1 protein-coding gene is annotated in these 6,214 nt (G+C 72.8%); it reads right to left on the reverse strand.

Annotation, left to right across the window (positions count from 1 at the left end; translation table 11 throughout):
- A partial coding sequence (locus ACY34K_RS33565) for an amino acid adenylation domain-containing protein (RefSeq protein WP_462754004.1) occupies positions 1–6,214 on the reverse strand: 6,214 nt, incomplete at both ends.

Raw genomic sequence — 6,214 nt, forward strand, 5'->3', positions numbered from 1 at the left:
CGTGGCGGGCGTGGTGGCACGGCCGGCGTCCAGCAGGAGTTCCCGTTCGCCCTCGGGGAGGTACACGGCGCGCGCGTCGCCGTCGTGATCGGTGGCCATGGCCTCCAGCACGGCCCGGAACATGCCGGCGATGCGGTCGGCGTTGGCCTGGTCGAGGACGTGGGTGGTGGAGCGGAGGCTCAGGATGCCCTGCAGGGCGGTGACGGTGAGCGCGAACTCGTTGGGGGCGTCGTTGAAGCCCCAGCCGTCCTCGGCCTCCTCGGCGTCCATGCGGTGGAAGTCGAGGTAGCTGAAGAAGATGTCGACCGGACGCCCGCTGCCGGGCCCGCCGATGGCGGGCATCGGGAAGTGCCGGTGCGGCCAGGCCTCGATCTCCCGGTCGGACACCTGCCGTACCAGCTCCCGCCAGGTGCGGGCGGTCCGGTCGGCGGGGAACGGCAGGGTGTTGAGGTAGGTGCCGTAGAGCCGGTCGGCGCCGGGGGCCTCCGGCCGGGAGTGGGTGACGAGGCCGGCGTGGTAGGCGGGTTCGTCGGTGAGCTGGCCGACGACCTTCAGGAACGCGGCGACGAGGACGCTCTTGACGGGCACGCGGGCGGCGCCGGCGAGGGCGCGCAGCGGCTCCTCCAGGTCGCCGAAGCGGACACCGGCCCGGACGGTCTCGGCCGGTGCGGACAGATCGCCGTGCCAGCCGGCCGGGACGGCGGCCTTGGCGTGGCCGTCCACCACCCGGTCCCAGTAGGCCCGGTCCTCCGCGGAGTCGAGTGCGGCGAGTTCGGCGGCGACGGTGTCGGCGAACCGCACGGACGGGGCCCGGTACGGCTCCGGTTCCAGGCCGTCGCGCAGCCGCTGGTAGACCCCGACGAGGTCGACCAGGAACAGCTGGTTGCTCCAGCCGTCCATGACGGCGTGCGACTGGGTGAAGGTGCACAGCCATGCGTCGCCGAGGAGGTGCGCGGCCACCCTCAGCAGGGGCTGTCCGGCGGTGAGGTCGAAGACGCGGACCCGCTCGGCGGCGACGTACCCGGTGATGTCCTGGCGCTGCCCGTCCTCGGTCAGTTCGCGCAGGTCGCGGACGGCGACGGGGACGTCCACGTCGGCGTGCACCAGTTGCATCGGGACCGAGTAGCCGGTGAGCGCGACGGAGGTGCGCAGGGCCTCGTTGCGGGCGACGACGGTCCTGACGGCCTCCTCGAAGGCGGCGCCGTCGAACGGCCGGTCGTCGTGGACCCGGTAGACGTTCACGTTGTGGTAGTTGTTGCGCTCGCTGTCGGCGAGCGTCTCGACGAGCATGCCGGTCTGCACGAGGGACAGCGGGTAGGCGTCGGTGACGCCGTCGGGCAGCTTCGTCCGGTCCTCGTCCCCGATCAGCGCGTACCGCGCGGTGGCGGTGTGCGCGCCGGCGGTCAGGGCGGTGCGGCCGGAGAGCAGTTCGCACAGTCCGGCCACGGTCCGGCGGTCGAAGACGTCCTTGACGGAGACGTCGAGGTGCTCGCCGCGCAGGGCGCCGATCAGCGCCACAGCGCGGATGGAGTCGCCGCCGAGGTCGAAGAAGTCGTCGTGGACGCCGACGGGGTCGCGGCCGAGTACCTGGGCCCACACGGCGGTGACGCGCTCCTCCAGTGGGGTGCGCGGCGCGGTGTGCGCGGCGCGCGCGCAGGCGTCCCGGCCGGGCGCGGGCAGGGCCCGGCGGTCCAGCTTGCCGTTGGCGTTGAGCGGCAGGGCGGCGAGGGGCACGAACGCGGTCGGCACCATGTACTCGGGCAGGGTGCGGCCGAGCACGGTGTGCAGGTCGGCCGGGTCGGGCGGGGTGTCGCCGCCGGGCACGAGGTAGGCGACGAGGCGCTGCTCGCCCGGGGTGTCCTCGCGGAGCACCACGCGGGCGTCGGAGACGGCCGGGTGGTCGCCCAGCGCGGCCTCGATCTCGCCGAGTTCGACGCGGTAGCCGCGGATCTTGACCTGGCCGTCGCCGCGACCGAGGAAGTCGACGTTGCCGTCGGGCAGGACACGGACGATGTCTCCGGTGCGGTACAGCCGGGCGCCGGCCGGGCCGTACGGGTCGGGGACGAATCGTTCGGCGGTCAGGCGCGGGTGCGCGAGGTAGCCGCGGGCCACACCGGCACCGCCGACGTACAGCTCTCCCGCCACGCCGGTCGGCACCGGCCGCAGCCGGTCGTCGAGCACGTACATCGTCACGCCCGGCAGGGGGCCGCCGATGGGCATCACGTCGGGCAGGTCACCGGTGGCCTCGGTGCCGGGGACGGGCCAGGTGCAGGTGCCGACGGAGGTCTCGGTGGGGCCGTACTCGTTGACCAGCCGGGTGCCGGGGGCGAGGGCACGCCAGGCCGCGACGACCTGGCGGCGGAACGCCTCGCCGGCGACGACGAGGAGCGGCGCGAGCCGGCCGGCCTGCTCGGGGGTGAGCTGGTGGGTGAGGACTTCGAGGTGGGCGGGGGTCAGTTTGACGAAGGCGTACGGGGCGTGGGCGACGAGCGCCTCGCCCAGTGCGCCGAGGTCCACGTCCTGCGACACGACGTGGACGGGCTGCCCGGCCACCAGGGGCGCCCAGACGTTGGGCACGACGAGGTCGAAGGCGATGGAGGAGAAGAGCGGGGCGCCGCCACCGGCGCCGGTCAGTTCGTCGACGGCCCAGCGGACGTGGTTCGCGAGCCCGCCGTGCGGGACGAGTACGCCCTTGGGCGCTCCGGTGGAGCCGGAGGTGTAGATGACGTAGGCGAGCCGTTCCGGGTCGGCGATCCGCTCCGGGGCGTGGTCCGGCCGGCCGTCGATGGACGCGCGGTCGCGGTCGGTGAGCAGGATGTGCCCGGTGTAGCCGTCGCCGGCCAGGGCACGGTGGCTCTCCTGGGTGAGCAGTACGTCGGCTCGGGCGTCGGCGAGCATGTGGGCGACGCGGTCGGCCGGGAAGACCGGGTCCATGGGCACATAGGCGCCGCCGGCCTTCCACACGCCGAGGAGCCCGGTGACGAGGTCGGCGCTCCGGTCGAGCAGGACGCCGACGACGGATTCCGAGCCCACTCCCAGGGCGCGCAGTTCGTGGGCGAGGCGGTTGGCGCGGGCGTCCAGCTCGGCGTAGGTCAGCCGCTGGTCGCCGGAGACGACGGCCGGGGCGTCGGGGGTGCGGGCGGCCTGCTCCTCGAAGAGTTCGAACACGGTGCGGGTGACCGGCTCGGTGGGGTTGACCGCCCAGGCGCCGGTCAGCAGCGCGTGTTCGCCGGCGGGGATGAGCGGGGTACGCGCGTCCCCCTCCGGGTCGGCGGCCATGGCCTCCAGGACGGCACGGAACATGGCGCCGACGCGTTCGGTGTTCTCCCTCGTCAGTGACCGGGAGTCGGCGGTCAGGAAGATGTGCTTGACCCGGGAGGAGATGGTCAGCGGGAACTCGGTGGGGCTGTCGTCGATGCCGACGGTGTCGTCGACGAGGGAGGCGTCGACCTGGCGGAAGTCCTGGTAGTTGAAGAACACGTCGATGAGGCGCTGGGTGCCGCCGATCTCGCGCTGCACCGCGGGCAGCGGGTGGCGGCGGTGCTCCCACGTCTCGACCTCGCGGGCGAAGGTGTTCCGCACGAGCTCCAGCCAGGTGGCCGGCATCCGGTCGAAGGCCAGGGGCAGGGTGTTGAGGTACATGCCGTAGACGCGGTCGGCGCCGGTGACCTCGGGGCGTACGTCGAAGACGAGCCCGGCGTGGAAGTCCTTGGCGTCGGTGAGCTGGCTCATCACCTTGCCGAACGAGGCGAGCATGACGCTCTTGAGTGAGGCCTTGGCCTTGGTGGCGAGTGCGCGCAGCGCGGGTTCGAGGTCCTCCCAGGGGACCTGGACGTGGTGTTTGACGGGCGGCTCACCGCTGTCGTCGCCCCAGCCCGTCGGCAGGGTGAACTTCTCGTAGTCACCGGTGATCCGGCGCCAGTAGGCGCGGTCCTCCTCGGAGGCGAGGGAGGCGAGCTCGCCGGCGATGGAGTCGGCGAAGCGCACGGCGGGCCGTTCGTACGGTTCGGGCTCCAGCCCGTCGCGCAGGCGCCGGTAGCAGCCGAGGAGTTCCATGAGCAGGGAGTGGTAGCTCCAGCCCTCCATGATCGGGTGGCATTCGGTGACCGAGATCCACCAGACGGTGTCGCCCGTGAGGTGCGCGTGGAAGCGCATCAGGGTGGGGGTGCGCAGGTCGAAGGCGTCGGCCCGCTCGTCGCGGACGAACGCGGTGAGGGACTCCTGGAGCTGCGTGTCGTCGAGGTGGCTGAGGTCGCGCACCGAGGTGGTCGCCTCGGCGTGCGCGTGGACGAGTTGCAGCGGCACGGAGAAGTCCGTGAGGTGGACGGAGGTGCGCAGCATGTCGTGACGGTCGACGACCTCGGCGACGGCGCGCTCGAAGGCGGTGCGGTCGAAGGGCCGGTCGTCGAGGATCCGGAAGCAGCTGCAGTTGTGGTAGTGGTTCTTCTCGTCGTCGGCGAGCATCTCGATGACCATGCCGGTCTGGATCTGCGACAGCGGATAGGCGTCGACGATGCCTTCCGGGAGCGCGGCCCGGTCCTCGGCGGAGATCAGCTCGAACGGTTCGACGAGCCGCAGTTGCCCGGCGGGGAGCGCGGAGCGGCCGGTCAGCAGCTCGCAGAGGTCGGCCACGGTGCGGCGGTCGAAGACATCGCGCACGGACAGGTCGAAGCCCTCGGTGCGCAGGGCGCCGACGAGGGCGACGGCGCGGATGGAGTCGCCGCCGAGGTCGAAGAAGCTGTCGTGGACGCCGACGTGGTCGGTCTCCAGCGCGGTGGCCCAGATCTCGGCGACCTTCGCCTCGACGGGAGTGCGGGGGGCGACGTACGCGGTGCGGGCGAAGGCGTCCTGGTCGGGGGCGGGCAGGGCGCGCCGGTCGAGCTTGCCGTTGGCGGTGAGCGGCACGGCGGTGAGCGGGACGAACGCCGCCGGGACCATGTAGTCGGGCAGGTCGCGGGCGAGGAGTTCGCGCAGTTCGGCGGTCTGCGGCGGGGTGTCGCCGGTGGGGACGAGGTAGCCGACGAGCCGCTTGTCGCCGGGGGTGTCCTCGCGGGCGACGACGACGGCGTCGCGGACGCCGGGGTGGGCGGTGAGCGCGGCCTCGATCTCGCCGAGTTCGATGCGGTAGCCGCGGATCTTGACCTGGTGGTCGATGCGGCCGAGGAAGTCCAGGCTGCCGTCGGGCCGCCGGCGCGCGAGGTCGCCCGACTTGTAGAGGCGGGATCCGGGCGGGCCGAACGGGTCGGGCACGAACCGCTCGGCGGTGAGCTCCGGGCGGTTCAGATAGCCACGGGCGACACCGGGCCCGCCGACGTGGATCTCGCCGGGCACTCCGACGGGTACGGGGTTGCCGTACACGTCGAGGAGGTGGACCGTGAGGTCGCCGAGGGGGACGCCGACGGGGTTGCCGGCCGCGCGTGCGAGGTCGTCGGCGACGACCCGGTAGAACGTGGTGTGGACGGTGGTCTCGGTGATCCCGTACATGTTGATCAGCGCGGGGGCGTCGAGGCCGAGCCGGTCGGCCCAGGGCCGCAGTTCGGCGAACTCGAGCTTCTCGCCCGCGAACACGACGTGCCGCAGGGCCAGCCGGCCGATCCGTTCGTCGCCTCCGGCGGCCGCCGCGACGAGAGCGCGGAAGGCGGTCGGGGTCTGGCTGAGGACGGTCACGCCCCGCTCGGCGAGCAGGTCGAGGAAGTCGTCGGGCGAGCGGGTCACTTCGCCGGGGACGACGACGAGGGTGCCGCCGTGCAGCAGTGCCCCCCACATCTCGAACACGGAGACGTCGAAGGCGTAGGAGTGGAACAGCGACCAGACGTCGGCCTCGTCGAAGGCGTAGTGCTCCTGCGCCGTCGACATCAGCCGCACCACGTTGGCGTGGGTGAGCGTGACGCCCTTGGGGCGGCCGGTGGAGCCCGAGGTGTAGATGACGTAGATCGCGTTGTCCGGTCCCGACAGGTGCTCGGGGTCGTCGTCGGAGTGGGCGGCCAGGGCACAGCGGTCGGCCTCCCGGTCCAGGACGACGAGGTCGCCGTCGAAGACGGGCTCCAGGAGTTCCACCTGGCCGGTGGTGGTGACGACGATGCGGACGCCCGCGTCGCCCAGCACGTAGCCGAGCCGTTCGGCGGGGTGCGCGGTGTCGAGGGGGACGTAGGCGGCGCCGGACTTGAGGACGCCGAGCAGGGCCGGGATCAGGTCCGGGCCGCGCTCCAGACAT

It is taken from the genome of Streptomyces sp. STAM6 (assembly GCF_054963715.1).